This window comes from Chryseobacterium sp. KACC 21268 (assembly GCA_028736075.1).
Taxonomy (GTDB): Bacteria; Bacteroidota; Bacteroidia; order Flavobacteriales; family Weeksellaceae; genus Epilithonimonas.
Genome location: CP117875.1, coordinates 431,828 through 457,183 on the forward strand (window position 1 = coordinate 431,828; position 25,356 = coordinate 457,183).

General features: G+C 35.5%; 26 protein-coding genes. 22 read left to right on the forward strand and 4 right to left on the reverse strand.

Annotation, left to right across the window (positions count from 1 at the left end; translation table 11 throughout):
- Positions 1–14: 14 nt before the first annotated feature.
- The 13 genes from rfbB (at position 15) to PQ459_02130 (ending at position 12,852) form a co-directional block, all read left to right on the forward strand.
- Positions 15–1,094, forward strand: a complete 1,080-nt coding sequence (rfbB, locus tag PQ459_02070) for a dTDP-glucose 4,6-dehydratase (protein WDF47280.1) — start codon at positions 15–17, stop codon at positions 1,092–1,094.
- 19 nt (positions 1,095–1,113) lie between these two features.
- On the forward strand, positions 1,114–1,974 hold the full coding sequence (gene rfbA, locus PQ459_02075; GenBank protein ID WDF47281.1) for a glucose-1-phosphate thymidylyltransferase RfbA: 861 nt from the start codon (positions 1,114–1,116) through the stop codon (positions 1,972–1,974).
- 19 nt (positions 1,975–1,993) lie between these two features.
- Positions 1,994–2,845, forward strand: a complete 852-nt coding sequence (locus PQ459_02080) for an ABC transporter permease (protein ID WDF47282.1) — start codon at positions 1,994–1,996, stop codon at positions 2,843–2,845.
- Positions 2,846–2,856: 11 nt separating this feature from the next.
- Positions 2,857–4,137 (forward strand): ABC transporter ATP-binding protein, encoded by a 1,281-nt coding sequence (locus PQ459_02085; GenBank protein ID WDF47283.1) that lies wholly within the window; start codon positions 2,857–2,859, stop codon positions 4,135–4,137.
- Complete coding sequence (locus tag PQ459_02090) at positions 4,134–5,126, forward strand: hypothetical protein (protein ID WDF47284.1); 993 nt, start codon at positions 4,134–4,136, stop codon at positions 5,124–5,126. Before PQ459_02085 ends, PQ459_02090 begins: the two co-directional genes overlap by 4 nt.
- A complete protein-coding gene (locus tag PQ459_02095) occupies positions 5,126–6,304 on the forward strand; it encodes a hypothetical protein (protein ID WDF47285.1) in 1,179 nt (392 codons plus the stop codon). Before PQ459_02090 ends, PQ459_02095 begins: the two co-directional genes overlap by 1 nt.
- 41 nt (positions 6,305–6,345) lie before the next feature.
- Entirely contained in the window at positions 6,346–7,317 is a 972-nt protein-coding gene (locus PQ459_02100; protein WDF47286.1) for a GDP-mannose 4,6-dehydratase, read from the forward strand.
- On the forward strand, positions 7,301–8,467 hold the full coding sequence (locus tag PQ459_02105; protein WDF47287.1) for a glycosyltransferase family 1 protein: 1,167 nt from the start codon (positions 7,301–7,303) through the stop codon (positions 8,465–8,467). The genes PQ459_02100 and PQ459_02105 overlap by 17 nt, the downstream gene beginning before the upstream one ends.
- Positions 8,451–9,371, forward strand: a complete 921-nt coding sequence (locus PQ459_02110; GenBank protein WDF47288.1) for a GDP-L-fucose synthase — start codon at positions 8,451–8,453, stop codon at positions 9,369–9,371. The genes PQ459_02105 and PQ459_02110 overlap by 17 nt, the downstream gene beginning before the upstream one ends.
- Positions 9,372–9,481: 110 nt before the next feature.
- Positions 9,482–10,018 carry an acyltransferase gene (locus tag PQ459_02115; protein ID WDF47289.1) on the forward strand — a complete coding sequence of 179 codons (537 nt, stop codon included), beginning with the start codon at positions 9,482–9,484 and terminating at the stop codon, positions 10,016–10,018.
- Positions 10,019–10,086: 68 nt separating this feature from the next.
- A complete protein-coding gene (gmd, locus tag PQ459_02120) occupies positions 10,087–11,160 on the forward strand; it encodes a GDP-mannose 4,6-dehydratase (GenBank protein ID WDF47290.1) in 1,074 nt (357 codons plus the stop codon).
- Positions 11,161–11,191: 31 nt separating this feature from the next.
- Entirely contained in the window at positions 11,192–12,040 is an 849-nt protein-coding gene (locus tag PQ459_02125; protein WDF47291.1) for a glycosyltransferase family A protein, read from the forward strand.
- Positions 12,040–12,852 (forward strand): glycosyltransferase family 2 protein, encoded by an 813-nt coding sequence (locus PQ459_02130; protein ID WDF47292.1) that lies wholly within the window; start codon positions 12,040–12,042, stop codon positions 12,850–12,852. The genes PQ459_02125 and PQ459_02130 overlap by 1 nt, the downstream gene beginning before the upstream one ends.
- A 1-nt stretch (position 12,853) precedes the next feature.
- On the opposite strand, the gene PQ459_02135 is transcribed toward PQ459_02130, so the two are convergent.
- Genes PQ459_02135 through PQ459_02145 form a run of 3 tightly spaced genes read right to left on the reverse strand, consistent with a single transcriptional unit; the run spans position 12,854 to position 15,719 of the window.
- Positions 12,854–13,858, reverse strand: a complete 1,005-nt coding sequence (locus PQ459_02135) for a glycosyltransferase (protein WDF47293.1) — start codon at positions 13,856–13,858, stop codon at positions 12,854–12,856.
- Positions 13,855–14,721 (reverse strand): glycosyltransferase family A protein, encoded by an 867-nt coding sequence (locus PQ459_02140; GenBank protein ID WDF47294.1) that lies wholly within the window; start codon positions 14,719–14,721, stop codon positions 13,855–13,857. The genes PQ459_02135 and PQ459_02140 overlap by 4 nt, the downstream gene beginning before the upstream one ends.
- Positions 14,721–15,719, reverse strand: coding sequence for a hypothetical protein (locus PQ459_02145; protein WDF47295.1), 999 nt, complete (start codon positions 15,717–15,719; stop codon positions 14,721–14,723). The genes PQ459_02140 and PQ459_02145 overlap by 1 nt, the downstream gene beginning before the upstream one ends.
- A gap of 206 nt (positions 15,720–15,925) precedes the next feature.
- On the opposite strand from PQ459_02145, the gene PQ459_02150 reads away from it, so the two are divergent.
- The 8 genes from PQ459_02150 to PQ459_02185 are packed head-to-tail and all read left to right on the forward strand — an operon-like array spanning position 15,926 to position 23,744.
- Positions 15,926–17,011 carry a DegT/DnrJ/EryC1/StrS family aminotransferase gene (locus PQ459_02150; GenBank protein WDF47296.1) on the forward strand — a complete coding sequence of 362 codons (1,086 nt, stop codon included), beginning with the start codon at positions 15,926–15,928 and terminating at the stop codon, positions 17,009–17,011.
- Between the two features lie 3 nt (positions 17,012–17,014).
- On the forward strand, positions 17,015–17,647 hold the full coding sequence (locus tag PQ459_02155; protein WDF47297.1) for an acetyltransferase: 633 nt from the start codon (positions 17,015–17,017) through the stop codon (positions 17,645–17,647).
- A gap of 2 nt (positions 17,648–17,649) precedes the next feature.
- The gene (locus PQ459_02160; GenBank protein ID WDF47298.1) at positions 17,650–18,729 is read left to right on the forward strand and encodes a glycosyltransferase; all 1,080 of its coding nucleotides are present in this window, start codon (positions 17,650–17,652) and stop codon (positions 18,727–18,729) included.
- Between the two features lie 12 nt (positions 18,730–18,741).
- Positions 18,742–19,638, forward strand: coding sequence for a hypothetical protein (locus PQ459_02165; GenBank protein WDF47299.1), 897 nt, complete (start codon positions 18,742–18,744; stop codon positions 19,636–19,638).
- Entirely contained in the window at positions 19,638–20,762 is a 1,125-nt protein-coding gene (locus PQ459_02170) for a glycosyltransferase (GenBank protein ID WDF47300.1), read from the forward strand. The genes PQ459_02165 and PQ459_02170 overlap by 1 nt, the downstream gene beginning before the upstream one ends.
- A 6-nt stretch (positions 20,763–20,768) precedes the next feature.
- On the forward strand, positions 20,769–21,449 hold the full coding sequence (locus PQ459_02175; GenBank protein ID WDF47301.1) for an NAD-dependent epimerase/dehydratase family protein: 681 nt from the start codon (positions 20,769–20,771) through the stop codon (positions 21,447–21,449).
- Between the two features lie 4 nt (positions 21,450–21,453).
- On the forward strand, positions 21,454–22,449 hold the full coding sequence (locus PQ459_02180; protein WDF47302.1) for an SDR family oxidoreductase: 996 nt from the start codon (positions 21,454–21,456) through the stop codon (positions 22,447–22,449).
- A gap of 8 nt (positions 22,450–22,457) precedes the next feature.
- Positions 22,458–23,744, forward strand: coding sequence for a nucleotide sugar dehydrogenase (locus PQ459_02185; protein WDF47303.1), 1,287 nt, complete (start codon positions 22,458–22,460; stop codon positions 23,742–23,744).
- On the opposite strand, the gene PQ459_02190 is transcribed toward PQ459_02185, so the two are convergent.
- Complete coding sequence (locus PQ459_02190) at positions 23,745–24,740, reverse strand: glycosyltransferase (GenBank protein WDF47304.1); 996 nt, start codon at positions 24,738–24,740, stop codon at positions 23,745–23,747. It abuts the gene before it with no gap.
- Between the two features lie 87 nt (positions 24,741–24,827).
- Here PQ459_02190 and PQ459_02195 point away from each other — a divergent pair, with 87 nt between their 5' ends.
- Complete coding sequence (locus PQ459_02195; GenBank protein ID WDF47305.1) at positions 24,828–25,355, forward strand: acyltransferase; 528 nt, start codon at positions 24,828–24,830, stop codon at positions 25,353–25,355.
- The last annotated feature ends 1 nt before the right edge of the window (position 25,356 follow it).

Here is a 25,356-nt window from a genome sequence, read left to right on the forward strand (position 1 = left end):
TACAAATAGTATTTATGAAAAATATCATTATCACCGGAGGAGCCGGTTTCATCGGATCTCACGTTGTAAGAGAATTTGTAAAAAACAATCCGGAGTCAAAAATTATCAATCTAGATGCACTGACTTACGCTGGAAATCTCGAAAACCTAAAAGACATCGAAAACGAACCAAACTACGTTTTCGAAAAAGCTGACATCACAAAACCTGAAGAACTAAGAAAGGTTTTTGAAAAATATAACCCAGACGCTGTAGTACACCTGGCGGCAGAAAGCCACGTGGATAGAAGTATCACTGACCCAAATGCCTTCATCAACACCAACGTAAACGGAACTGCAAATCTTCTTAATCTTTGTATCGAATTCTGGACTCTAAACCCGGATCACACACACGGAAGATTCCCGAACGAACCTAGAAAAAATCTTTTCTATCACGTTTCTACAGATGAAGTTTATGGAAGTCTTGGTGAAACAGGTTTCTTCTTGGAAACTACGCCTTATGATCCACAATCACCTTATTCAGCTTCAAAGGCAGCTTCTGACCACTTGGTGAGAGCTTACGGGAATACTTATGGAATGCCATTTATTCTGTCGAATTGTTCTAACAATTACGGGCCAAATCACTTCCCAGAGAAATTGATTCCGCTTTGTATTTCGAATATCATTAATGAAAAACCATTGCCAATCTACGGTGATGGAAAATATACAAGAGACTGGCTTTTTGTTATCGATCACGCTAAGGCAATTCATCAGATTTTCAACGAATCTAAAACAGGTGAAACTTACAATATCGGAGGTTTCAACGAGTGGCAGAATATTGACTTGGTGAAAGAATTGATCAAGCAAATGGATGAGAAATTGGGAAAACCAGCTGGTCATTCAGAAAAACTAATCACTTATGTGAAAGACAGACCGGGACACGATAAACGTTACGCAATCGATGCTACAAAGCTTAATAAAGACTTGGGTTGGAAACCATCTGTAACTTTTGAGCAAGGTCTTGGAAAAACGATTGACTGGTTCTTGGAAAACAAAGAATGGCTGGAGAATGTAACTTCCGGAGATTATCAGAAATATTACGACGGACAGTATAATTAATTTATCCAATACGAAATTTATGAAAGGAATTATATTAGCCGGCGGATCCGGAACGAGATTGTTTCCATTGACGATTGCTGTGAGCAAGCAGTTGATGCCAGTTTACGACAAACCAATGATCTACTATCCGCTTTCAACATTGTTGTTGGCTGGGATTAAGGATATTTTGATTATTACAACGCCTCACGATCAGGCAGGATTTATCAAGCTTTTGGGCGATGGATCTCAACTGGGATGTAATATAGAGTATGTTGTTCAGCCAAGTCCAGACGGATTAGCACAGGCATTTATCCTAGGTGATCAATTCATTGGTGATGATTCTGCAGCTTTGGTTTTGGGTGATAATATATTTTACGGTTCCGAAATGGGAACTCTTCTTAAGAATAAGACCAATCCGGACGGCGGTGTTGTTTTCGCTTATCACGTTGCAGACCCAGAAAGATATGGTGTTGTGGAATTTGATAAAGATTTCAAAGCGCTTTCTATTGAGGAAAAACCGACAGAGCCGAAATCAAACTACGCAGTTCCAGGACTTTATTTCTATGATAATGAAGTCGTTGAGATTGCAAAAAACATCAAACCATCTCCAAGAGGTGAACTTGAGATCACGGATATCAACAATGTTTATCTCAGCAAAGGGAAATTGGAAGTTGGCGTTCTTGACAGAGGCACAGCATGGTTGGATACCGGAACATTTGATTCTTTGCAAGACGCTTCAGAATTTGTGAGTGTGATTGAGAAAAGACAAGGTTTCAAAATTGGCTGTATAGAGGAAATTGCTTTTAGAAACGGTTTCATCAATGAAGAAAAACTTCTAGAAACTGCAGCTAAATATGGGAAAAGCGGATATGGACAATATCTGAAAGATCTTATTAAATAATAAAAAATACAAAACATAAATGAGTGATTCTCAAAATCAGCAATGGACAGAAACCATAGAGTCCAGCCACTCTCTTTTGGATCTTAATCTGAAGGAGGTCTGGAGATATAAAGATCTGGTCTATATGTTTGTGAAACGGGATTTTGTCTCCAGTTTCAAACAGACCATATTGGGACCAATTTGGTTTTTTATCAATCCAATTTTTACAACAATTGTCTATATTGTTGTTTTCGGTGGAATTGCCAATATCTCCACTGACGGCGCACCAAAAATACTTTTTTACCTGGCGGGAGTGACACTTTGGAATTATTTCTCCTCGTGCCTCAATGGTACTTCTAGTGTTTTCACCAGCAATGCTGCAATCTTTGGTAAAGTCTATTTCCCTCGATTGGTAATGCCAATTTCTATAGTTTTTTCAAATCTAATGCGATTTGGGGTACAGATGATTTTATTCCTAATCGCTTTTTTCTACTATCTGGCAAAAGGTGAGATCCAACCTAACTTATGGATTTTAGCGACTCCATTTTTGATACTTCTTATGGCAGCTTTTGCTTTGGGTGTAGGGATGATCTTCTCTTCTATGACTACAAAATACAGAGATCTTCAAATGCTTTTGGGTTTTGGCGTAAGTCTTTATATGTATGCCACACCAGTGATTTATCCCGTGTCTGCGTTGCCTAAATTTATACAACCTTATGCAGCGTGGAATCCTCTGACGGGAATTTTTGAATGTTTCAAATATGGATGGCTGGGTGTAGGTAAATTTAACCCCGCAATGCTTATTATAAGCAGTTTAATTATTCTTGTGTTATTAGCTATTGGAACTATTGTTTTCAATAAAGTAGAAAAAAGTTTTATGGACACTGTATAATCAATTGACAGATGGGATTAGCATTAAAAGCAGAAGATATTTCAAAACAATATCGTTTAGGACAAGTTGGAACGGGAACCATTTCTCACGATCTCAATAGATTTTGGCATCAGATAAGAGGTAAGGAAGATCCTTATTTAAAAATTGGCGAGGCTAATGACCGCTCTCAGAAAGGTGAGAGCGAATATGTATGGTCGCTGAAGGATATCAACTTCGAGATAGAACAAGGTGATGCTGTAGGAATCATTGGTAAAAATGGTGCTGGAAAATCAACATTATTAAAACTATTAAGTAAGGTAACCAAGCCTACAACTGGTAAAATATTTACAAACGGAAGAATTGCATCTCTTTTGGAAGTTGGTACAGGTTTCCATCCGGAAATGACTGGTCGCGAGAACGTCTTCCTCAATGGAGCAATCCTTGGAATGACCAGAAAAGAAATATCCAGAAAATTCGACGAAATTGTTGACTTTTCTGGTGTAGAAAGATATATAGATACGCCGGTAAAAAGATATTCTTCCGGGATGTACGTTCGTTTAGCTTTTGCAGTGGCGGCTCACTTGGAATCAGAAATTTTAATTGTCGATGAAGTACTTGCCGTCGGTGATAACGAATTCCAGAAGAAATGCCTTGGAAAAATGGATCAGGTGAACCAAGGAGAAGGAAGAACTGTACTCTTTGTAAGCCACAATATGGGAACCATTTCCTCCTTATGTAAAAACACGATCTTACTAAAGCAAGGAAATCTCATCGGATATGGTCCTACAGCTAATATCATCAGCGATTACCTGAGGGTAAATGAATCTGGTGTGGGTGAGGTTTTAGAATTATCACCAGTTGATGACAATAAGAAAGTAAAAATTAGAGCTGCAAGAATACTAAATCATAAGTTACAGACAGCTTCTGAAATTGACAACTCCCAAAAAGCCTTCATAGAAATTGAGTTTGAAGTTTTGAAAGAAGGTAAGGGATATGACATTTCCTTTACATTAGAACATATTGAGTATGGTCCTATTTTCGGATCTTGTTATAAGGATACAAAGCTCAATGCTTATGATTCATTTGTCTTTAAAAAAGGATTACATCGTTTTCGAGTAGAGTTACCGATGGAATATCTACGTGGAGGAACTTATTATGTATCTGTTGCTTCTGTCATTCCAAAAATTGAAGGATTAGATCATTTGAAACAGGATTTGGAGTTCAATATATTGGACACAGTTAGTCCGGTAATTATAACTACAGAAGGAAGATTAGGATCAATATTGCCCGTATTAAATTGGAATGAAATATGAGCAATGTCTTGTTGAAAATATTAAATCGATTAAGACAATCTTACACTTACAGAAAAAAAATTGACCTTAATAATATTTTCGCCCACACTTTTTCTCCCGATTTCACTGGAAATGAAGCTTCTGAGTATATTCATTCTTTAATAATTAGGGATGAACCTCTTATGGTTGCTAGATTTGGATCCGTAGAGCTTAGAATCCTCAACAACTATTTAGATCTTCAAAAGAGCAAAGTTGATAAGTATTTGGATTACATCAAAGGTGAACAAATCTATTTTGAGTGGAAGGATTCTATCTTTGACTATAATTTTTTTCTTTTTACAAAGAATAATGAATCCCGCAAATCTCTTATTAATAGATATTCTGAACTTTACAAACAGGATATCAAAGAATTAGATGTTTTGGGTTCTTGGCTTGAAGAGGAAAAAAAATTAAAAAAATATTATCCAAAAACACTAAAAACAGTTTTTCTACTAGACTTAGAGCCTTATTATCATAATAATCCTTGGAGCAAAGCTTTAGAAGGGAAGAAAGTTTTGGTAGTACATCCTTTTGAGGAAAGCATTTACAATCAATACAAAAAGAGAGAACTTCTTTTTAAAAACAAAGATGTTCTTCCAAATTTTGATCTGACGGTCATTAATACCTTTCATACTTTTTCAGGGATCAATCAGGATCAATTTCAGGATTGGTTTGAAGTCTTGGAGTCGATGAAAAAACAGATGGATGATACTGATTATGATATAGCTATTATCGGTTGTGGACCTTACGGTTTTCACCTTGCGGCACATGCAAAAAGAAGAGGAAAGCAAGGAATCCATCTGGGTGGTGCAACTCAGCTCCTGTTCGGAATCATAGGAAAAAGATGGGAGGAGCCTGATTATAAAAATTTCGCAGGTGATTTTTTCAATGAGCATTGGTCGAGACCATTACCATCTGAGTCACCAGAAAAAGAAGTGAAGAAAAGCTTAGATAAAGAAACATATTGGTAATGAGCTATTTAAAAGATATTATAAGTGGTTTTTTGAAAAAGAAAGGCTATGAAGTAAAAAAAACGGTCAATACTCAGTTGCTCCTGGAGAACGTTTTCCAAACACAACATGAAAGAAAAGTTTTAATTTCATATCTAACAACGCCTTTTACAAACGAAATCAACTTTTCACATACCAATCTTACAGAATGCTATACTGCTGCAGAGATCTTTAGAGATCTTGCTTACAACGTAGATGTCATAGATCTCAATGATTCTATGAAGTTAGATTACAGTGCCTACGATGTGATCTACGGCATGGGTAATATGTACGAAGAGTCATTCCAATCTTCTGAGCAGGAAAAATTCAAAAAAATATATTACGGAACAGGGAACAGTCCATTCTTTTATTACAAAGAAGCAGGAAAAAAGTTACACCAATTCTACAAAAATAAAAAAAAACTTTTACCAGAATCTGTTAGACTAATTGGCAGCAGATCAACTTTGGCGCTTACAAATTCAGACGTTATTATATGTCTTGGAAACGATTTTTGTAAACAGACTTACATTGAAAATGTTCCTTATCTTCCAACTTATAATCTCAACGCCTTTTACTTTGATGTAATTCAAGATAAAATATCGAGAGATGTTTCCACTGCAAGAAACCATTTTTTGTGGTTTGGAAGCGGCGGACTTATATCAAAGGGACTGTCTGACTGTATTGACTTTTTCAGTAAAAATCCTGATATGACACTTCACATCTGTGGTGCATCTAAAGTTTATGAAAAAAGATTTTGGGAAATGTACAGTCCAATTGTAGAGCAATGTGATAATATAATTGATCATGGATTTGCTCCATTAAAATCTGAAAAATTTGCGACTATTGTATCACAATGTCTATTTGCAATCTTTCCATCTGTGAGCGAGGGTGGTTCGCCAGCACTGCTCAATCTTATGGCAAATGGTGGCATCATTCCAATTGCAACCGAAGCTTGCTCTGTAGATGTAGACAAATTTGGTTTTATTTTAGAAGATAGTTCTGTGGAAAGTATAGCAAAAACTATTGGTAAGCTGCAATCTGTATCTGACCAGAATCTTGATATATTATCTACGGAAACACAAAAATATGTCAGAGAAAATTACACTCTGGATATTTATAGAAAAAATTTGTTCGAGATTATTAAAGCAAATTTGGAGTAGGTCATTCCTATTGTTTTAAATATATAACTAAAACTTAAGTTTTGAAAAAATATCTTATCACCGGCTTTTCGGGTTTTGTAAGTCATCACTTTCTTGAATATCTGGATTCATTAGAAGAAAAAATTCAAGTTCAGGGTATCGACATTAATAAACCTGATTTTGACTATAATTCATTTAAAAATATTGATTGCAGCTTCAATATGATGGATTTACTGAACAAAGAGGATGTGGATGATATTATCTATCAATTTCAGCCCGACTATATCTTGCATTTGGCATCATTCAGTAGTGTAGCTTTTAGTTGGCAGAATCCAGTGGTTAGTTTTACAAATAATACCAATATTTTCCTTAATCTTCTGGAACAAGTTAAAAATCTGGGTTTAAAATGCAGAATACTTTCCGTTGGAAGTTCTGAAGAATATGGTAATGTTAATGAAAAAGACATTCCACTAAAAGAGGATAGTAAACTGAACCCTGTGAGTCCGTATGCAGTAGCCAGAGTGTCACAAGAACTTTTAAGTAAAGTCTATGTTGATGGTTATGATCTGGACATTGCACTTACAAGATCGTTTAATCATATTGGACCAAGACAAAAAGATATTTTTGTAATTTCATCTTTCGTTAAAAAGATTGTTGAAATAAAGCATAAAAATACGGAGCCCAAAATAGCAACTGGTAATCTGGAAATCATCAGAGATTTTCTGGATGTAAGAGATGTTGTACGTGCATACTATGAGATTCTGCAGCGTGGTAAAAAGGGAGAGATTTATAATATTTGCAGCGGAGAAGGAACGTCTTTGAACACCATTGTAACTATGATTTCCAATATTTTAGAAATCGAAATTGAGACCCTGCAAGATCCTAGCCTGGTTCGCCCCAATGATAACAAAATAATCATCGGCGACAACACAAAAATAACCTCAGAAATTGGATGGAAACCGACAATAAGTTTGGATAAAAGCTTAAGAGACATTGTAAAATATTGGGAAAAAGAATATGAAAGTATTAATTGATCATCAAATCTTCCAAAATCAAAAATTTGGAGGCATCAGCCGGTACTTTTTTGAATTAATGGAAGGATTCCGGAAGAGTAATGTGGATTTCGATCTTTCATTGCTTTACAGCAATAATGAATACATTAAAGGTTTTGAAAATATACAATCAGAATCTATACATTCTGCTGGTTACAATGATTTTTTATTCGGGAAAGAATTTCGTGGCAAAGCATTTTTATACAATCAGTATAAAAAAACACAACCAAAGGTTCCGTCCTTCCGCCAGCAAAATCTGGATCATACAATTTCTAAATTAAAAAAAGGTGATTTTGATATCTTTCACACCACCTACTATGATGATTACTTTTTGGATCACCTTAATGGAAAACCTTTTGTAATCACTGTTTATGATCTCATACATCAGATCTATCCAGAATATTTCCCATTGAATATTGTTGATAAAAACTACAACATTCTAGATAAAGCATCAAAAATCATAGCTATAAGTGAATCGACTAAGAATGATCTAATCGACTTTTATGGATTACCTGCTGAAAAGATAGATGTCACTTATCTTGCAAGTTCATTAGATGCAGGATCAGAGGCAAACAATATTTCAAATTTGCCAGAAAAGTATATTCTTTTCGTTGGTAACAGAACGATTTACAAAAATTTTTATTTTTTTGCAGAAGTACTTTCACGGGTTCTTGATAATCATCCCGATATTGAACTTGTTTGTACAGGTTCAAAATTCAGTAAAGAAGAAGAATTTTTTATCAAAAAATTAGGCTTACAAAACCGCATCAAAAACTATTTTGTCAATGATGCCGAATTGATTATGCTTTATCAAAAAGCCCTGTTTTTTGCATTCCCTTCAATGTACGAAGGTTTTGGAATACCAATTTTAGAAGCGTATGAAAATGATTGCCCAGTTTTGTTAGCAAGGAATAGTTCTTTAGAAGAGATTGGAGGTGACGCCGCACATTATTTTTCATCTAAATCGATTAAATCTCTCGAGAAGAGTTTGGAACAGTTGATCAGCAATCAACACTTAAGAACAACATTAATAGAAAAAGGTAAGTTACGTCTGCAGGATTTTTCTTGGAAGAAGACTACGGAACAAACAATTAAAATTTATAAAGAAGCAATCAATGCAGCACAAAGATAAAATATACGTTGCCGGTCATAGAGGTCTTGTAGGCAGTGCCATTCTGAGAGAATTGGAAAATCAAGGATTTACAAACCTTGTGACCAGAACCTCTAGTCAATTGGATCTGCGTGATTACCAAAAAACAGCTCAGTTTTTCGCAGAAGAAAAGCCAGACTACGTTTTTCTTGCAGCTGCGAAGGTCGGCGGAATCCAGGCTAATAATACCTACAGAGCCGAATTTCTTTATGAGAATATGATGATTCAAAACAACGTCATTCATCAAGCTCATACCAATGGGGTTAAGAAACTGCTATTCCTTGGATCCAGTTGCATCTATCCAAAAATGGCACCTCAACCGCTGAAAGAAGACTCTTTACTTACTGGAACTTTGGAGCCAACAAATGAGCCTTATGCCATTGCTAAAATAGCGGGGATCAAAATGTGTGATGCTTACAGAAGCCAGTACAACGCTAATTTTATTTCAGCGATGCCGACCAATATGTATGGTCCAAATGACAATTATGACCTCAACAATTCTCACGTTTTACCTGCACTTTTGAGAAAATTTCATGAGGCCAAAGAACAGAACCTTCCTAATGTAACAGTTTGGGGAACCGGAACACCATTGCGAGAATTTTTACATTCCGATGATCTTGCAAAAGCATGTGTCTTTCTAATGGAAAATTATGATGATTATGGTCACGTGAATGTTGGTATTGGAGAAGATATAAGCATTAAGGATTTAGCATTATTGATCAAAAAAATTGTAGGTTACGATGGTGATCTCGTTTGGGACACTTCAAAACCAGACGGAACTCCAAGAAAGCTGATGGATGTTAAAAAAATAAATGATTTGGGCTGGACCGCAAAAATCAGCCTTGAAGAAGGAATTACAAAAGTTTATCAAGATAAATTTCTTTAATGATTCAATATTTATTAAGATTGTATAGAGATGTCAAAAAAACGGATGGTAATTTTATCATAATTTTCGTCAGATCTATTTTTTATAATTTTTTTTACAATAAGAATATTTTGGCTCATCAAAATGCGTCAATAAAAGGTATTGAAAACATTAAGACAAAAGGACAATTAAAATTGGGAGTCAATTATATTGGATTTTGTTCTCCAAAAGATCATACCTATTTGAATATTAAGGGGAAATTAATTTTCAACAGTAAATATCTGATAGGCAGAGGATGTCGTTTTGATATAGGAGAAAATGCAGTGGTGAGTATTGGAAACGGAGGATACATTAATGCTTTTACTAAACTAATTATAATGCACAAATTAACAATTGGTGATAATTGCAGCATATCCTGGAATGTCCAAATTTTAGATGAGGATTTTCACTCGATTCAATATGAGGATAAAATAGAAAGAAACAAAGAAATTATAATCGGAAACAACGTTTGGATTGGTTCAGGCGTCCAGATTTTTCAGGGAACAACGATTCCTGACGGCAGCGTTATCGCTTCCAATGCCATTGTAAGAGGCATTTTTAATGAGGAAAACTGTATTATTGGAGGCAATCCGGCAAGAATTATTAAAAAAAACATAACTTGGAAATAAAAATGATTTTGTTAAGATAGAACGTAGATTATTTTTTACTTACCAAAAAGAAAATATTACATTAATAGATGAAAACAGCATTAATTACAGGAGTTACAGGACAAGACGGCTCATATTTAGCAGAATTGCTATTAGAAAAAGGCTATAAAGTACACGGTGTCAAAAGAAGAGCTTCCTCTTTCAATACCCAGAGGATTGATCATTTGTATATAGATCAACATGAGAATCACGTGAATTTTAAACTTCATTACGGTGATTTGACAGATTCTACCAATATCATCAGAATTATCCAGGAGGTGCAGCCAGACGAAATTTATAATCTTGGAGCAATGTCCCACGTAAAGGTAAGTTTTGATTCTCCTGAATATGTTGCAAATGTAGATGGAATTGGAACGCTTAGGATTCTAGAAGCTGTAAGAATATTAGGATTAGAGAAAAAAACAAGAATCTATCAAGCTTCTACCTCCGAACTTTACGGTGGTTTGGAAGAAAACAAAAATGCCGCTGGGTTTTATGATGAGAGTTCTCCCTTCTACCCTCGTTCTCCGTATGGCGTTGCAAAAATATATGCATTCTGGATTACCAAAAATTACCGAGAGGCCTACGATATGTTTGCTTGTAATGGGATTTTATTCAATCACGAGTCTCCGAGAAGAGGCGAGACATTTGTTACAAGAAAGATTACAATGGCAACTGCCGCAATCGCAAAAGGAAAACAGGAAGTTCTATATTTAGGAAACCTGAATGCTCAAAGAGATTGGGGACACGCCAAAGATTATGTGGAGGCAATGTGGAGAATCCTGCAGCAGGATGTTGCCGAGGATTATGTGATAGCAACCGGAAAAACCACTTATGTCAGAGATTTTGTTAGAATGGCTTTTGCAGAAGCTGGAATAGAATTAAGCTTCGAAGGTGAGAATGAAAATGAAGTAGCGAAGGTAGCAAAATGTAATCATCCTGATTATCAATTAGAAGTTGGTAAAATCGTTGTGAAAATTGATCCACAGTATTACAGACCAACAGAGGTTGATTTATTAATTGGAGATCCTACAAAATCCAAAACACAATTGGGCTGGCAACCAAAGTATGATCTTGCTGGTCTTGTAAAAGAAATGATGGCAACGGATCTGTCATTAATCTAAAAACTTTTTTTCATTTCAGACACTCTATCTTATGTTGAAAAGAATTCTTAGCAAAATAAAATGGGAGATTCTCAGAATATTGGGAATCTATAAACCTACGCCTAATAGATTTAAGGTAAGTACTCTGAATGAAAGGGTTTTAAATTTTATAAAATCAAAAGAAAATTTGCCTCTTCCAGCTAGAGAAAAAGACTTCTTACCGGAAATTTTAATTCCGTGTTACAATCACGGGAAGTATTTGGAATATCTGTTTTTAACTTTGCCTACTGATATTCCTATTACTATAATTAATGACAATTCTACAGATGATACAGAATCTCATATTAATATATTAAAACAAAAATATAGATTCAAGGTCATAAAGAATGAGGAGAATTTATTCCAATACGGAAGTGTAAATAAAGCGGTAAAAGAATCCGAAAACAATCTTTTCATCATCGTAAATGCGGACGACCTGATGGTTCCAACGTGGATTCATTATGCCATCGAAAAGATGAAACATTCTGATCTCTTTATGTTTGCCGGCACAGCTTTTCCGTTTACGACCCTGTCGGAAGAATATAATAAATGGAATCACATCTTCGCAGAATTGGTACAATCGATATCTTACAAACCCAATAAGGAGGTTAAATATTACGGACCAGATTCAGCAAAGGATTTCACACACGACAATTCTATTAATATGACCTTCAATGGATGTATTTTTCTGAAGTCTGCGTGGGAATATATTGGCGGTATGCTTCCTCTACACGAGCGGGTTTCTATGCACGATGACAGAGATTTTCAGATGAGAATTTGCTCATTTTTTAAGATCGGAATTTCCGAAGATATTACAACCCTATACAGAACGGATTCCTCAGCAGGAAAAGGAACATTATAATGAGCAAGAAAATTTCTATAATTACCGTGGCTTACAACAATCGATTTGGATTGGAAGAAACCATCAAAAGTGTTACGACTCAGGATTTCAAAGATTTCGAATTTATCGTCATTGATGGGAATTCTAATGATGGAAGTAAAGAATTGCTGGAGAACTACTCCGCACAAATCGATTACTGGGTCAGCGAACCGGACAAAGGAATCTACAATGCCATGAACAAAGGCATCCGAAAAGCCAGCGGAGAATACTTGATATTTATGAACAGTGGCGACCGCTTTTCCGCTCCGGACATCCTTAGTAAAATAATACCTCACTTCAACGGGGAAGACATTGTTTACGGAAACGCCTATTACGAATTGGAAAACCGTAAAAAATACGAATATAAGATTCCTGCAAAAATAACGATCGGAAGCCTCATAAAGGAGCCTATCTGTCATCAATCTGCTTTTTTCCGAAAAGAGCTTTTCGAAAAATATGGTCTTTATGATGAGAACAACAAAATTGCTTCTGACTGGACTTTTATGATGGATATTTTTGTTCATCACAATATCTCTCAGAAATACATCAACGAGTTCATTAGTATTTTCGAAAAGATTGGAATCAGCACAACGAGTAATAACCTGGGCGTTGGCGAGCAAAAAAAATATTTGGCAGAAAATGTCTCAGAAGAAGTTCAAAATATGGCTCTTTACTTTGATGAATATTCCAAATTCTACAATGGAAAACCCGGGACACTTCTGCGCAGTATCAAAGATAAAATCTACAGCCTGATCTACAGAAAAAGAAAGTCTGAACGAAAGTTTATTGACTAAATCAAATCTTCAAGAGTGGATTGATATATTTGGGGAATTTACCGTACAAAACAAAACGCTCATCAAACTTAGCTTTATAAAGATAGTAGGCTAACAATGGATTCAAACTGAATTCGTTGTGTTTTGGAAAATACTCTCCAAAGTCTTCTCTCAGCTCTAAATAAAAGTTCCGGAAGGTCTTAAAATCAAGTAAGCTCACTTTGGCTAACAAAATTTTCTTTGCAAAATTTCTAATGTAGATTTCGGTTTTATCGTTAGCGTTGTACAAGTCAATTTCTTTAGAAAACTTCAATTTTTCTTTTAAAATGGCTTTGTAGTCATTTAAATTCTTAATCCCGACATTGGCTGTTATGGAGCCTTGGTTGGAGTAATAATAGTTGTATGTTTTTGTGTTTAGAAAATTAATCTTTTTGGCAAGTGCAGATATTTGGAACACCCACAGTTCATCTTCGTGAAGGAGCCCTTCCGGAAATCGTAAATTATTTTTTCTTATAAAATTGATGTCGTACAACTTGTTCCAGACAACTGACGCCCATTGTGTGGAAAAAAAACCGTTCAGTATTTCATTACCAACATACGTGTCTTTTGTATTTTTCAATGTATGATACTTACTTTCCGTCAGCTTATCATTCACAAAAAAATAATTTTCACCTACCACAATATCAGGGTGATCTGCTGTCTTAGCAATAAAATCCTCAAGTGCAGCATTATTGGACAAATCATCATCGGCATCTATAAAAAAGATGTAATCACCCGTCGCCATTTCGATTCCTGTATTTCTACTGATGCTAGGTCCGGAGTTTTTGTCATTTGTTAAAATAATGAGATCTAACTGAGAGTTTAGCGCTTTATAATTATTCAATGCAGAAAGCGTATTATCGGAACTCCTGTCATTGATTAGAATAATTTCAAAATCTTTGTAAGTCTGCTGCTTTATGGAATCCAGACACCTCAAAATATATTTTTCAGCGTTGTAAACTGGGATGACAATCGATATTTTTTTCATGAAATTATTTTCTTCTTGAATTTATTTACCAAAACATTCAGAATAAGAAAAGGGCTGATTCCGAAAAATTTCACACTGAAATCCTGATTGGTTTTGGATGCAATATCCCAATATGTTTTTGCCAGTTCGTGTTTCTCCTGTTTTGACAATGGATCTTTGAACCGTTCCTTAATATTAAGCAAAGAGCCTTTTGGGTTTTTTAAAATGAGCTGATAAAACTTACTGGATAATCCGTCTTCCAAATAGTCACCGAAAGCCAAGACTTTGTCCGTACACAGAATTTTATATTGTCTTTCTATCCTTCTCAGCACCAAAGATTCTGCACAAAATTTCTCACCTTCAAATTCCGGAAACAAAAATTGCTTATGAATTGCTGTTTTAAACCCGAAAATCATCTCACCCTGAAACTCCCAATCGTAAACGACTTTGCCATTAGAAATCCATTCTTTTTTTCCATATTTTTCTTTATCATACGGCGTTTGTGTAGGAAAATACAGTATTGTAAATCCCGCAATCTGCTGATCATCCTTTATTTTTGCAGCAAGAATTTCCATTTCTGCAACAGCATTTTCAGTAATAAAATCATCACTGTCTATCACTATGAAAAAATCAGTATCCGTATTTGTAATACCATTATTGATAGCAAAGTGCTTACCCTTATTTTCCTGGTACAAATACTCAATTTCAATGATATTCTCACTTTTAAAAGATTGGATTAGCGCCTCCGTTCCATCGCTGGAACCATCATCTACGATCAGCCACACAAAATTTTTGTTAGTCTGAGCAACTAAGCTTTCGTATAACTTTGGGAGGATATAAGCCCTGTTATAGGTTGGGGTAAAAATGGTTAGAAATTTTTTCATCAAGGTAGTTTTATTGTTTCATAATCGCCATAATCCAGAGCATACTTCAGCCAATTTTTGACACCATATTTTTCTATTATTTTTTGGTCGATTTTATGATAAGGTTTTTGAAGAAATTCATCAAGCCCGTTAAAATCTTCAAAATCTGTAATGAAAATATTATTTGGGTGATAAAAATCGTAGTTTTTTAGCTTCTGATTATTTGAAATAAGTTTTTGTTCTCTTTGTAGGCATTCAAACACTCTGAAAGAGGCACCGTCGTGCTCATCCATTTTAAAATCTATGATACTTTTGGATCTCCGGGCATAACTTTCATTTTCCTGCAAAGAAATAGAATAATGCTGAAGAGTAACTGCTGGCGTAACACTTTCTGATCTAAAAATTGGAACTGTAAGAATTGCTTTCAGTTTTTTGCCGTTTTGCTCAGAAAATTTTTCAACATTATGGATCAGTTTTAATCTTTCTTCCAAACCAACTCCAATATAAAAAAAATCATAGTCCTCCTCAAGTAAATCAGTGTTGTCGGAGTAATAAAAATTTGTGATTGGCAGAAGTCGGTAATCTGGGTAGTCTTTTATATCCTGGCTGTCAAAAACGAGAAAACGATCAAAATACTTGATGTAATTAAAGATTCTTGGATACATTCCCAAACCGTCCCACTGGTAACAAACCATTTTTTCACTCCTCTGCTTTACTCTTTTTATTAAGCTTTCGGAAAACATATCTGCCCTTATGAAAAATGCAATATCGTAATGCTTCATCTGAAGTTGTTTCTCAGCAAACTTCTCGAACAATCTCTTTTCTCTTTTTAAAAAGTAAGTTTTGTCTTTTAATATTAATCTATAAAAAATATTAATCATCTTGTGGACAAATGAAAATTTGTTTCCAACAGATGGTGAGGATTCTATCAACACGTCAACTTCAAAACCCATTTTTATCAATTGATCTACAATTGGTTTTGAAAGATTAATATTTTTATTAACATATAATATCCTCATTACACAAACTTAACACCCTTTTAATAAAATTTACCGCTAAATTATGCTTTTTTTGTACTTTTACAAATCAAAATTTGTTCTTTATTAATGAACATTTGCATAAAACAAATACATCATTTTTGATATTAAAAAAGTTGGGAAAACATATGATTACCATCAAGAATTTTGTAAAACATTGAAAAATCCTATTAAAAAAACACAGTTAGATGATTCCAGTTACAAAACCATTTTTACCACCTCAGCAAATCTATCAGCATTATTTGGAAGGCATCTGGAAAAGGCAATGGCTCACCAATATGGGGCCGCTTGCCAATGATCTGGAGATGAGATTAAAAGAGTTTTTGAAAGTGGATCATCTACTATTCGTTACCAATGGAACTGTTGCCATTCAGATGGCGATAAAAGCATTGAATCTTCAAGGACAAATTATCACAACACCTTTCTCTTTCGTGGCTACAACAAGTTCTATCGTTTGGGAAAATTGTGAACCTGTTTTTGTGGATATCAACAAAGATTCATTGAACATTGATGCGGAAAAAATAGAAGCCGCTATTACCGATAAAACCTCTGCAATCCTAGCAACTCACGTTTATGGAAATCCCTGTGATGTCGTAAAAATAGAAGAGATTGCTACAAAACATAATTTGAAGGTAATCTACGATGCTGCTCATGCTTTCGGAGTAGAAATCAACGGAAAATCTATTTTTGAATATGGTGACATTTCCACTTGCTCACTACACGCAACCAAGCTTTACCATTCCACAGAAGGCGGATTGATCATTACAAAAGATGCCGAACTTCTTAAAAAATTAGCATACATCAGAAATTTTGGATTTGATGGTCCTGAGAATTTTGCAGAACTTGGAATCAATGGAAAGAACTCGGAATTTCACGCGGCAATGGGACTTGCAAATCTGAAGTACATTGATTCTATTCATAAAAAAAGAAAAGAACTTACAAAAAGATATGATGAAAAATTACAGAATCTAAAAGCCAGAAGACCAATCTGGCACCAGGAATCTGAAAACAATTTCTCGTACTACCCCATCGTTTTTGAAAGTGAAGAATTAATGCTGAAAATCATAGATCAGCTCAAACTTCACGAGGTTTATACAAGAAGATATTTCTATCCTTCGCTTTCCAATTCTCTGCCTTACGTAAAGTCCGACAGTGATCTTCCAATTACGGAAGATATCGCTAAACGTGTACTTTGCCTTCCTCTGTATTATGATTTGACTTTGGAAGAAGTAGATATGATTTCGAGGTTAATGCTTAGAATTCAAAATAATTAGAATATGCTGATTGTAGGCGCAAAAGGTTTTGCTAAAGAAGTTTTGGAGATATTTCATCAAAAGGATGAGACCGAAAACCTGTTCTTTTACGATGATATCTCTACCGACTTACCTGATTTATTGTACGATCAATTCAAAGTTTTAAAAAGTGAGGAGGACGCAAAAACGATTTTCGAAGGCATTTCCAACGAATTTACATTAGGAATTGGAAATCCAAAACTTAGAAATAAATTATCCGAAAAATTTGAAACTTTAGGAGGCAAATTATCCTCAGCCATCAGCCAATATGCTGAAATAGGAAGTTATGGTGTTGAGATTGGAGAAGGCTGCAATATTCTTGGCGGCGCCAGAATCTCCAACGATGTGGCAATAGGATCAGGTACTATTGTTTATTATAATTCCATCATTACGCACGATGTCAAAATTGGAAAGTTTTGCGAAATCTCACCAGGTGTTACACTTTTAGGACGATGCACAGTTGGCGAATTTGTAAAAATCGGTGCCGGTGCCATTATTTTTCCTGATGTAAATATTGGTAGCAACGCAGTGATAGCTGCTGGAGCAGTCGTAAGAAATGATGTTCCGGAAAACACAATGGCAGCAGGAGTTCCGGCTACCATAAAAAAAACAATATAGAATTGAAAAAAAAATCAATCCTTTTTGTTGCGGACAGGCCTGACTGGGCTTACCATAACCTTATTCGGACCTGGGGTGATGGTTTGAAAGATTTTGATTGCTATGTAACCTTCGAGGAGGATTTTAACATCAGAGCAAAAGATTTTTCATTTTCGGAAAAGAGAATTACCAATGTTCTAAATCTTGTTAAGAATCCAAAGAAGAAATTTGTCATAGACTCTTCTTCCAAATTTTCTTATCCGAAGTACAAAACACCGCCTGTGTATGAAGTCAATACCGGGAAAAAAGTAGAAAAAATACATTTTGATGTGATCTATGAATGTGCATTTTACTTCCAGTTCATGTCTGTTTTTCCATTTACTTCGGACAAAAGGTTTGTAGGAATTTATACAGATTCTTTTCCGCATGAAGGGCCAAGTTTTGATGAGAAAACGAAAACCGACCTAAAGAAACTTTCCAGAAAAGAATTCTTTGAAAAATATCTGAAATTGTATGACGGTATTATTGTCGGAAGTTTGGGTTTGTACAACGATTATAAAGAATTAAGTGATAAAGTTACATTTGCCAATGGAATTTTCCTTCAGGATGAATTTGTTGAGAATAATAACGTCGGCGAAAATGAACATTTGATAATTGGCTGGACTGGAAATCCCAACCGCGCGATGAAAGGTTTCCGGGAAGTGATAGAGCCCGCAATTGCAGAAGTGAATAAGACTGGAAGAAAAGTAATTATAAAAACCAAATTTTCAGGCCCTTACACAGAATTGCTAACTTTTTATAGTGATGTAGACGCCATTGTTATCGCATCAGAAGCTGACACAGGTCCTTCACTATTTGCAGAAGCAAGTTTATCAAAAGTGCCCGCAATTTCTACAAAGATTGGATTTCCGAAAATGATCATTAAAGATGGTGTCAACGGAATGATTGTAAACAGAGACATCAATGAGATGAAAAATGCAATCATCAAACTTTATGACAACCGGAAACTGTTGAAATCCTTTTCGGAAAGAATAAAGCAGGATTATCTGGCACTTTTGGACAACCAGATTTCTATTGAGAATTTAAAAAAATTGTTTACCTAAAAAAACATATAAATGTTAGGAACACTCATTTGGAGACTAAAAGAAGCAACCGCTGTTTTCTTGGGAAAAAAGAAAACAGAAAGACAACTGCCCAAAAAGAATTATCCGGAAAGGAATCTGAAAAACCTGACTCCCTTCCAAACCAATGATGAAAAACTCAATTCATTCTTAGCAAACCTTTCAATCGAATTCATTTTCAGTGAGTTTAATGAGGAAAGGGTAAATGCGGGCGGTGCAGATCTTAGCCATCAATTACGGTTGGATCCCAGTCTCAGCACTTTGAAAAAATATTTTCCTAATGCAAAATATACGGTCTATTCAGATTTTGATTTGAAAATTGATGGTGTGAATCTTAAAAAAATTCAGACTCCAGTTTTACAGGACAAAAAGAATCTAAAGAGACACTTCTACCATTTGGCAGATTATTACAAATTCAAAGGAATGCTGGACTCAGAAGCGGATGTAGCAATTTCCATCGATTCTGATATGTATGTTTTGAATGAAGATGTTTACAGCTTAATATACCTGACAGAAAAATTTGGTTTCTGTGTACCAAACAGCTCTGCCCAAAGCATGAATTTTGAAGTCGAAACTTCTCTGGACACAATCCCCGTAACAGATGAAAGCAAAGGATTTGGAACGACTTCTAACATCACACCGATGACCCTGTCAAAAAAATCAGAAGCCGGAAAAGTCTTCTATGAAAAGTGTTGCGAAATGATGGAAGCAGAACCTTCCCGCGCATCTATAGTGATGTGGAAAGCTGCTTGGGCAACCTCTGTGTACCCTTATGTTCTCCCAAAAGAATTCTGCGTCTGTAGAGGAAACGAAGGACTTGGCAATGAAGTGATTTTACATGTTGGACATCCGACTGTTGCTGATTTTTATAATGTAAAATTAGAAAACTGATGAAGAAAAGTATTCTTTTTATTGCAGACAGACCTAATTGGGCTTATGAATATATGATAAAGGCTTGGCTTCCGTTTTTATTAGAAGAGTACGACTGCTTTATAGCCTTTGATGATGATTATTCGATAAAAAAGATCAATTCCAAAAGTTGGATTTTTCGCCTTATTACTAACTTTAAAAGTTGTGTGAAATTAATAATATTCCAACTTATAAATAAGAACAAAGCGGTTTATTTTATTGATAAAACTTTTAGCTATTACTATCCAAAGTATCCGTCTGATAAACTATATCAATACAAAACAGACCTTAGCAGAACACTTTCTGAAAAGAAAAAATTCGATATAAAAGTAGAGATGGCTTATTACTTCCAATACATGGCAGAATTACCTTTCTCTGCCGATAAAAATATTGTGGGAATCTTTACAGATAAATTTCCACACGAAGGACCAACCTACGATTTAAAGAATAAAATCGACAGAAGTCTCCTTACACAAAAAGAGTTTTTTGATAAATACATCAAGTCTTACAGTCACCTTATTGTCGGTGGTGGAAATCTGTTATCAATTTATAAAAAACTAACCGACAATGTCAACTTCGTTTACGGTATCTTTGGTCAAGATCAATTTATTGAAAATCAAAAAGTTGGTAAGAATGAATTTTTGACAATTGGATGGACTGGAAATCCTACACGGAGAATGAAAGGTTTTGAAGAATACATTTTGCCGGCAATAGAAAATGTAAAAAAAACAGGCAGAGACATCCGACTGAAAACCAAATTTTCCGGGCCTTATCAGGATCTTTTTACTTTTTATAAAGATGTAGATCTCGTGATTGTTGCTTCCGATGCGGATTCTGGACCATCAATGTATGGAGAGGCAAGTTTGTCCAATGTGCCCTGTATTTCTACCAAAGTGGGACTGCCGCTAATGGGCATTAAAAACAACGAAACGGGATTCCTAATCGATCGGGAAATTAAGGATCTTGAAAATCACATCATTAAACTTTATGACGATCGCGAACTACTTGGCTCTATGGCTCAAAAAGTAAAAACAGATTATCTGAAATGGATGGATAATAAATTAACCATTGAACAATTTAAAGCTGTTTTAAAAACTAAAAACTAAGAAAAAATGATAATAGGTAGAGGACTTTTAGCATCTCTTTTTGCAGAAAACGATAAAGAAAACACAGTTTTTTTCGCGTCGGGCGTGTCTAATTCTCTGGAAAACAGACCCGAAGAATTCCTGAGAGAGGAAACGTTAATTAGAAAGACCATTGAAGCCAATCCTGAGAAAATTTTTGTCTATTTCTCTACTTGCAGCATTTATGATTCTTCCAAAACAACCAGCGATTATGTGCTTCACAAGCTAAAAATGGAGCAAATTATTAAAAGCGATTGCAAGAAATATCTGATTTTGAGAGTCAGTAACGCCGTTGGAAAAGGCGGTAATCCAAATCTTCTGATGAACTACCTCGTGCGTTCTATCAAAAATAACGAAACGATAAATGTTCATACGAAGGCAACGCGAAACCTAATCGATGCGGATGATATCAAGAATATTACATTTGATTTATTAGACCATCAAACCCTTAATAAAATTATCAATGTGGCCTACATCCAGAATTATGTGATCATTGAAATTTTAGAAATCATCGAACGTTTTTACAAAACAAAATTAGACCTGAATCTTATAAAAAGTGGTTCCGGATATGATATCAATGTTCCTGATGTAGAAGATTACTTCCGAAATCACGGTCTTACAAACAAAGAATCTTATCTTTGCAAAATCTTAGAGAAATATTACTCTTAAAACTATGAACAATTTTAAAGAAAAACTAAGTAACAAAAACATATTAGTCACTGGTGGCGCAGGTTTCATTGGATCAAACCTTTGCGAAGAGCTTTTGAACCTCGGTGCAAATGTCACTTGCCTGGATAACTTTTCTACAGGCTTGCGAGAGAATCTGGAAGCTATCAAAGACAATCCAAAATTCAAGCTCATCGAAGGCGATATCAGAAATTTGGAAGATTGCAAAAAAGCCTGTGAAAACCAACATTTCGTCTTGCACGAGGCGGCGCTTGGATCTGTTCCCAGATCTATCAACGATCCTATCACAAGCAATGATGTGAACGTGGGTGGATATCTTAATATGCTAGTTGCGGCAAGAGATTGTGGTGTGAAAAGATTTGTTTACGCAGCAAGTTCTTCTACTTATGGTGATTCTGAAAGCCTTCCAAAAGTGGAAGACGTAATTGGGAAACCACTCTCACCGTACGCCATTACAAAATACGTGAATGAGCTGTACGCCGATGTTTTCAAAAGGACTTATGATTTTGACACGATTGGCCTGAGATATTTCAATGTTTTTGGAAGAAAACAAAATCCCAATGGCGCCTATGCTGCGGTAATTCCGAAGTTTGTGATGCAACTGATGAATCACGAATCGCCTGTCATCAATGGTGGTGGCGAGTATTCCAGAGATTTCACTTACATCGATAATGTAATCTTAATGAATCTTTTGGCATTGACTTCAGAAAACCCTGAATCTCAAAATCAAGTTTACAATACAGCCTTCGGAGAAAGAACAACTCTTAATGATCTTGTAAAATACCTGAAACAATATTTATCAGATTTTGATGCTAAAATTGCAGATGTGGAAATCATCTACGGTGATTACAGAAAAGGAGACGTACCACACTCTCTTGCAAGCATCGACAAAGCAAAAAGTCTATTGGAATATCAGCCAAAACATTCTATGAAAGATGGACTGAAGGAAGCTGTGAACTGGTATTGGGAAAATTTAAAATAAAAAAAATAATGAATCATAAAATTACAATAATCGGATTAGGCTATGTTGGGCTGCCACTAGCAAGATTATTTTCAACTAAATATCCTGTTGTAGGATTTGATATTAATGAAAAAAGAATTGGCGAGCTGAATGCCGGAAAAGATGACACATTGGAAGTTTCTGATGAACTTCTACAATCTGCCCTGGTAAAAAGCAATCCGAAACAAGAGGAAACTGGTTTGTTTTGTTCTAATAAATTAGAAGACATCGCAGATTCCAATATCTATGTTGTTACAGTTCCAACACCGGTTGACAAAAACAACCGCCCAGATCTTACTCCGCTTTACAAAGCAAGCGAAACTGTGGCAAAGGTCCTTAAGAAAGGTGACATCGTTATTTATGAATCAACGGTTTATCCTGGCGTTACGGAGGAAGAATGTATTCCTGTTTTAGAAAAAAATACAGGATTAAAGTTCAATGTTGACTTCTTTGCAGGCTATTCCCCAGAAAGAATAAACCCAGGAGATAAACTTCACACGGTAGAGAAAATCTTGAAAGTAACCGCAGGATCCAATCCTGAAATCGGAAAAATAGTAGATGACCTTTACAATTCTGTAATCGAAGCTGGGACTTATCTTGCTCCAACCATCAAAGTTGCAGAAGCTGCAAAAGTGATAGAAAACTCACAGAGAGATATTAATATTGCTTTTGTAAATGAACTGGCAAAGATTTTCAATCTGATGAACATCGACACACACGAAGTTTTGAAAGCTGCCGGAACCAAATGGAATTTCCTTCCTTTCAAACCAGGTTTGGTTGGCGGGCATTGCATTGGTGTAGATCCTTATTATCTGGCTCAGAAAGCGCAGGAATTTGGCTATCATCCAGAAATCATCTTGGCTGGACGAAGAATGAACGACAGCATGGGACAATACGTTGCAAGTGAAGCTGTTAAGCAAATGCTTAAAAAAGACCTGAAAGTAAATGGCTCGGAAGTTTTGGTGCTTGGCTTTACATTCAAAGAAAATTGCCCGGATGTCAGAAATACGAAAGTTGTAGATGTGGTTAGAAATCTGGAAGACTACGGTATTAATGTTAGCATTTTCGATCCTTGGGCAAATCCGGACGAAGTGAGACACGAATATGGACTGGAAACATCAACCAAAATGCCTTTCAAAAAATATGAAGCTGTCGTACTAGCCGTTTCTCACAAAGAGTTTGAAACGCTAAACATCAAAAATCTACTTTCCGAAAATGGAATTATCTATGATGTGAAAGGAATTTTGGAACAAGGCGATTGTGTGACAAGACTATAATTACTTTCCAAATCTCCATCGGAAAAACGGATATCCAATAAACAAAGGCAGGCGATAAAATAAGTCCTGCTTTTTTAGTTTCTTAGAATAATCTGCGGACAAATAATCCTTCAAGCCCAAAGATTTCATTTGGTTATATGCCTTGTAGCTTCGTTTCCAAAGCATTTCGTTTTTCTGTGCTTTCCAGTTCATTTCCAAAGTCATTCCTTTGAAATCCACCAGATATTCCAGAATTAATTTTTTCCTTGCAGCATCCTTTTCGTCCCGGTAAGCCTTATCCATGTAGGAAGCAATCGTAATCCAATTACCAAAATGTTTTTCTCCACGATTATGAATAATAGAAGCACCGTGGAAATAGTACAAGTAAGTATCTTCTCTTAAGAAAGCAATCTTACTGAATTTCAACATACTCTGAAAACTCCAAAGAACATCCTGAGAGAAAAGATCTTTCACAAAGTACAGCTGGTGTTTCATCAGAAAATCCATTCGCACAAGCTTATCACAAGCCATTACCGGATATTCTCCTTTCACAAAGTTCCAGACAATCTCTTTGTTTCCTTCCAGAATATCTTTTTTAGAAGTAATTGGAAAGTAATTTCTCTTCCAGTTTTCTTCCTCATTGATGCAGACGCTTTGCCCCAGAACCATCTCGGCATCTGTTTCCTCTGCCCGTTTGACAAGATGATCAATCGCATAGTCTGTAATTTCATCATCGCTGTCAAGAAAATAAATATACTTGCCCTTTGCCAGATCCATCCCTGCATTTCTTGCCATAGACAAACCTTGATTGGTCGGCTGATTAAAAACAATAAAATTAAATTCCGGATTTTTCTGAATGAATTTTTCAGCAATTTCCATCGATGCATCCGGCGTCACATCATTTACCAATATGCATTCTATGTTTTTATAAATTTGATTGACAACCGATTGCAAACATCTTTCAATGAATTTTTCGACTTTGTAAACAGGAATGACAATGGTAACAAGAGGATTCATCTGGGCGTGTTGTTTAATTTTATTAATTTTAGCAAAAATAGAAATAAAATCGGGCATTAACTTTATATTTGTACCAATTAGAACACGATGGAATTTTTCGCAAAAATCATTTTTAAAATCCTGAAAGAGAACACGCTCGCCAACATTCGGAAAAACAAAAATTCGAAGATTGGAAGCGCTTTCAGAATAGGAAATTATTCCAATTTTTCCATTGATGCTTCTGCTTCTCTGATGATTGGCGACGGCGTAAGCTTCAGAAATTACTGCAACTTTGTTTTGGCAAAAAATGCAAAAGTGATTTTGGAAAACAATGTTTTTATGAATAATTACTGCTCCATCAATGCCATCGAAAAAATCGAAATCGGAGAAAATACATTGTTTGGAGAGGGTGTAAAACTCTACGATCACAATCACGAATATTCCCAAAACAAAGTAGAACACAGGAAATTCACAACAGCGCCAATCAAAATTGGAAAAGACTGCTGGCTAGGAAGCAACGTTACCGTACTGAAAGGCGTTACAATTGGCGACAACTGTATCATTGGTGCAGGCTGCCTGATTTATAAAGATGTTCCTGCTGGAAGCGTTGTCAAATTAAAACAAGATTTAATTTAAG

Bases quoted from the DNA above. Each gene is read 5' to 3' on its own strand.
- PQ459_02085 (WDF47283.1), top strand. From the start codon at position 2,857: ATGGGATTAGCATTAAAAGCAGAAGATATTTCAAAACAATATCGTTTA.
- rfbB (WDF47280.1), top strand. From the start codon at position 15: ATGAAAAATATCATTATCACCGGAGGAGCCGGTTTCATCGGATCTCAC.
- PQ459_02155 (WDF47297.1), top strand. From the start codon at position 17,015: ATGCTGATTGTAGGCGCAAAAGGTTTTGCTAAAGAAGTTTTGGAGATA.
- PQ459_02135 (WDF47293.1), bottom strand. From the start codon at position 13,858: ATGAAAAAAATATCGATTGTCATCCCAGTTTACAACGCTGAAAAATAT.
- PQ459_02190 (WDF47304.1), bottom strand. From the start codon at position 24,740: ATGAATCCTCTTGTTACCATTGTCATTCCTGTTTACAAAGTCGAAAAA.
- rfbA (WDF47281.1), top strand. From the start codon at position 1,114: ATGAAAGGAATTATATTAGCCGGCGGATCCGGAACGAGATTGTTTCCA.
- PQ459_02185 (WDF47303.1), top strand. From the start codon at position 22,458: ATGAATCATAAAATTACAATAATCGGATTAGGCTATGTTGGGCTGCCA.
- PQ459_02140 (WDF47294.1), bottom strand. From the start codon at position 14,721: ATGAAAAAATTTCTAACCATTTTTACCCCAACCTATAACAGGGCTTAT.
- PQ459_02130 (WDF47292.1), top strand. From the start codon at position 12,040: ATGAGCAAGAAAATTTCTATAATTACCGTGGCTTACAACAATCGATTT.
- PQ459_02095 (WDF47285.1), top strand. From the start codon at position 5,126: ATGAGCTATTTAAAAGATATTATAAGTGGTTTTTTGAAAAAGAAAGGC.
- PQ459_02090 (WDF47284.1), top strand. From the start codon at position 4,134: ATGAGCAATGTCTTGTTGAAAATATTAAATCGATTAAGACAATCTTAC.
- PQ459_02165 (WDF47299.1), top strand. From the start codon at position 18,742: ATGTTAGGAACACTCATTTGGAGACTAAAAGAAGCAACCGCTGTTTTC.
- PQ459_02150 (WDF47296.1), top strand. From the start codon at position 15,926: ATGATTCCAGTTACAAAACCATTTTTACCACCTCAGCAAATCTATCAG.
- PQ459_02080 (WDF47282.1), top strand. From the start codon at position 1,994: ATGAGTGATTCTCAAAATCAGCAATGGACAGAAACCATAGAGTCCAGC.
- PQ459_02175 (WDF47301.1), top strand. From the start codon at position 20,769: ATGATAATAGGTAGAGGACTTTTAGCATCTCTTTTTGCAGAAAACGAT.
- PQ459_02195 (WDF47305.1), top strand. From the start codon at position 24,828: ATGGAATTTTTCGCAAAAATCATTTTTAAAATCCTGAAAGAGAACACG.
- PQ459_02145 (WDF47295.1), bottom strand. From the start codon at position 15,719: ATGAGGATATTATATGTTAATAAAAATATTAATCTTTCAAAACCAATT.
- PQ459_02180 (WDF47302.1), top strand. From the start codon at position 21,454: ATGAACAATTTTAAAGAAAAACTAAGTAACAAAAACATATTAGTCACT.
- PQ459_02125 (WDF47291.1), top strand. From the start codon at position 11,192: ATGTTGAAAAGAATTCTTAGCAAAATAAAATGGGAGATTCTCAGAATA.
- PQ459_02105 (WDF47287.1), top strand. From the start codon at position 7,301: ATGAAAGTATTAATTGATCATCAAATCTTCCAAAATCAAAAATTTGGA.
- PQ459_02170 (WDF47300.1), top strand. From the start codon at position 19,638: ATGAAGAAAAGTATTCTTTTTATTGCAGACAGACCTAATTGGGCTTAT.
- gmd (WDF47290.1), top strand. From the start codon at position 10,087: ATGAAAACAGCATTAATTACAGGAGTTACAGGACAAGACGGCTCATAT.
- PQ459_02110 (WDF47288.1), top strand. From the start codon at position 8,451: ATGCAGCACAAAGATAAAATATACGTTGCCGGTCATAGAGGTCTTGTA.